The organism is Ginsengibacter sp., from assembly GCF_057362405.1.
In genome coordinates this window covers 1-3,703 of the sequence record NZ_JBMQQG010000201.1, presented here as the reverse complement: position 1 = coordinate 3,703, position 3,703 = coordinate 1, and the positions used below count along the sequence as shown (strand labels likewise).

Sequence of the window (3,703 nt, the reverse complement as noted above, 5' to 3'; positions counted from 1 at the left end):
GGCACCGCTTCATCAACCACTACTTCAGCACTAAAACATAGCGAGGCAGGCAGCGAAGGAAATGCCAATACGATTCCTGCTGTTGGTTTGCCATTTGCCATGACGCAATGGACGCCTCAAACAAGGCAGTCAGAAAATAAATGTATCCCACCTTATTTTTATAAAGATTCGTTGTTGTCGGGCTTTAGGGGCACACATTGGCTGAGCGGATCTTGCACGCAGGATTATGGCAGCTTTACTATTATGCCGGTTGTTGGCCGTTTAACAACTAACGCTGACGAATATTCGATTCCTTTTTCGCATAGTGAAGAGACAACTGGTCCTGCTTATTATAAATTGACTACCCAAAATATTGTGACAGAAATTTCCTCAACATTGCGCTGCGGTATAATGCGGTTTACTTTATTAAGAAATGACACTTTGTATTTACTAATATCACCAAACAGTGATCAGTCGCAGGGCCTTATAAAAATAGATACAGAAAAAGGAGTAGTGTGGGGCTATAACCCGGTGCATCGCATTTACCAGGGTTGGGGCCAACTTGCCGGATTCAATGGATGGTTTTATATAAAGATCGAAAAGAAGGTTAAAATCAGCGGCACATTTAGTGGTGCAAACATTTTTCAATCGGATAGTATCAGAAATAAGAAAGACGAGGGGGTGTACGCCGGATTGATATTAAAAAAGGGAGAGCAAGTGGTAATAAAAATCGGAACCTCATTTAGCAGCATAGCAGGAGCCAGGAAGAATCTTCAGAATGAAATTGGTAATAGAAATTTTAATGACATCGAACGGAGGGCAGAGAACGTTTGGGAAGATGCGTTGTCCCAGGCAAAAGTGTATACGCGGAATAAAAAAGATAGAAAAATATTTTATACCGCTATGTATCATGCCATGGAATTACCGAGGTTATACAACGACGTGGACGGAACGTATCCGAAATTTTCCGGTTATTATGAATTGATGAACAGCGGAAAAGATAACTACTACGATGATTTTTCTATGTGGGATATCTACCGGGCACAATTGCCGTTGCAGGAATTATTGAATCCGGGACTTATCAGTGATATTGTTCAATCAATGATCAACAAAGGAAAGCAGGGTGGGTGGCTTCCGATATTCCCGTGTTGGAACAGCTATACTTCCGCAATGATCGGGGATCATGTAACTGCGTTTATAGCGTCTGCTTTTTTGAAAGGTATTCATAATTATGACGCCGTGGAAGCGTATAGCCTTATGCGTAAGAATGCGTTCGAAATTGCCGGCGATAAAGATTACCTGGAAGGAAAGGGGCGAAGGGCTTTGTCTTCTTACTTAAAATATAATTACATTCCCGTTGAAGACAGTGTTCCCATTGCCTTTCATAAAAAAGAAGAGGTGAGCCGTACTTTGGAATATGCTTATGATGATTATGCATTATATACAGTTGCGAAGCAATTAAATAAAAAAGCTGATGCAGCGATATTGTTGAAGCGGGCCTTGAACTATAAAAATGTTTTTGATACAAAGGTGGGTATGGTATGCGGTCGGCACGAAAATGGCCAATGGGTTGTTCCGTTTGACGCTGATAAAAGAGAGTTTTATATAACGGAAGGAACGCCAAGGCAATACACTTTTTACGTTCCTCAGGATGTGCCCGGCTTAGCTAAACTTATGGGCGGTAGAGATCAATTGCAAAACGAGTTGGATAGTCTATTTGATAAAGATGAATACTGGCATGGGAATGAGCCCGGTCATCAAATTCCTTTTATGTATAATTATACCAGCGCCCCCTGGAAGTCGCAAAGGATAGTGCATAAAATTTTAAGAGAAGAATATAGCGATGGCGCCGGCGGCCTAAGCGGAAATGATGATGCCGGCCAAATGAGTGCCTGGTACGTCTTTGCGGCCATGGGCTTTTATCCGTTGGATCCTGTTTCGGGAAATTATCTATTGGTATCACCCGTTTTTGATTCAGTAAAAATTAAACTACACGGAAATAAATTGTTTGAAATTATTTGTCACAAAAACGGAGTAAATGCCCAATATATAAAAGGAGTAAAATGGAATGGAAAACGATATGATAAGAATTATTTGCAACACGCTTCTATAATTCAAGGTGGCAAACTGGAAATATGGCTTCAAAATAAACCAACGACATGGGGTTCAAAAGCGATCCTACAGCCGGGCGGATTAAATATAAATCAGCGTGCGAAGTGGAAGGATTTGTGAAGGAAATACTTCCTGGTTTTTTTTAGATGGTGCAGAATATATTACTATCCGGAATCGCCCTGGTTATTGGGGAGAAAATCGCCCAGGTTATTTTAAGTATGACATTGATAGCACACACGTTAATAGTCTTGAAATTGTTGACTTCAAAAGGGACATCAGCATTCCCATCTAAATATGACGCGATAAAAAAATAGGGATAATGAATCGATTAGGATCAATTTAACGCAAACGGTTGCTGAATAATTTAGCGTAATAAACATGTAGTTTTAAACAATACCATTGTTAATTGTTTCCTGGTCAGGAACTACTATGGATATTATAAAATAAAAATCAATTAAAATCGTATGAACAGAAAAGAGTTTGTAAAAACAACCGGCCTGGCGGCTGCGGCATTTACGTTTGCACCGGCATCCAAATTTTTTGTACGGGATGGTGAGCCCAAAGTTAAAATAGCAATAATGGGTGTTGGTGGGAGAGGACAAAGTCATCTTGATCTGCTGCTGAGAAGAGATGATGTTGAACTCGTTGCTATTTGCGATGTAGAACCTCATGCTATTGAAAATTCTAAAGCAATCATTACAAAGAGCGGGAAGAAAATGCCGCAGATTTTTACAGGTGATAATTATGCATGGAAGAACATGCTAGAGATCAAGGGCGGCCTCGATGGAGTTATTATAGCAACGCCATGGGAATGGCATAAGCCGATGGTAATGGGTTCATTGGAAGCGGGCCTTAAATACGTAGCGACAGAAGTGATATTGGGTTTAACCTTGCAGGATCATTGGGACGTGGTTAAAGCTGCAGAAAAATATAATGCCAATGTAATGATGTTGGAAAACGTTTGCTACCGCAGAGATGTAATGGCCGTTTTGAATATGGTGCGCCAGGGAATGTTTGGCGAACTCATTCATTTGCAGGGAGGTTATCAGCATGATCTGCGTGGCGTAAAATTCAACAATGGATACAATGGAAAGGAGCATGGTGTTGAGTTTGGTGAGAAAGCTTATTCCGAGGCACATTGGAGAACCGAGCATTCCCTTCATCGTAACGGTGACCTGTACCCGACGCACGGTGTTGGCCCGCTGGCCAATTATATAGATATCAATCGCGGGAATCGTTTTCTTTCTTTATGCTCTTTTGCTTCAAAATCAAGAGGCCTTCACGATTATATTGTTAAGTGGGGCGGAGAAAATCATCCTAACGCTAAAGTGAAATTTAAGTTGGGTGATGTGGTTACCACTTCTATTAATTGTGCCAACGGGGAAACCATTCTTCTGCAACATGATACTGATTTGCCCAGGCCATATTCATTAGGTTTTCGGGTACAGGGCACCGAAGGTTTGTGGATGGATGTTAGCAAAACGATTTATATACAGGACAAGTCTGCCAAAGAAGATGAATGGGATGATGAACAAAAATGGTTAGATAAATATGATCACCCACTTTGGGCAAGGTGGAGTAAGGAAACTAAAGGTGCAGGTCATGGTGGCAT

2 protein-coding genes are annotated in these 3,703 nt (G+C 41.0%); both read left to right on the top strand.

Features of this window, described 5'->3' with window-relative positions:
- A partial coding sequence (locus tag ACO1O5_RS17310) for a GH92 family glycosyl hydrolase (protein ID WP_486272448.1) occupies nt 1-2,211 on the top strand: 2,211 nt, incomplete at its 5' end.
- 344 nt (nt 2,212-2,555) lie between these two features.
- Nucleotides 2,556-3,703 (top strand): Gfo/Idh/MocA family protein (locus ACO1O5_RS17305; protein ID WP_486272446.1); only part of this gene is annotated, 1,148 nt, incomplete at its 3' end.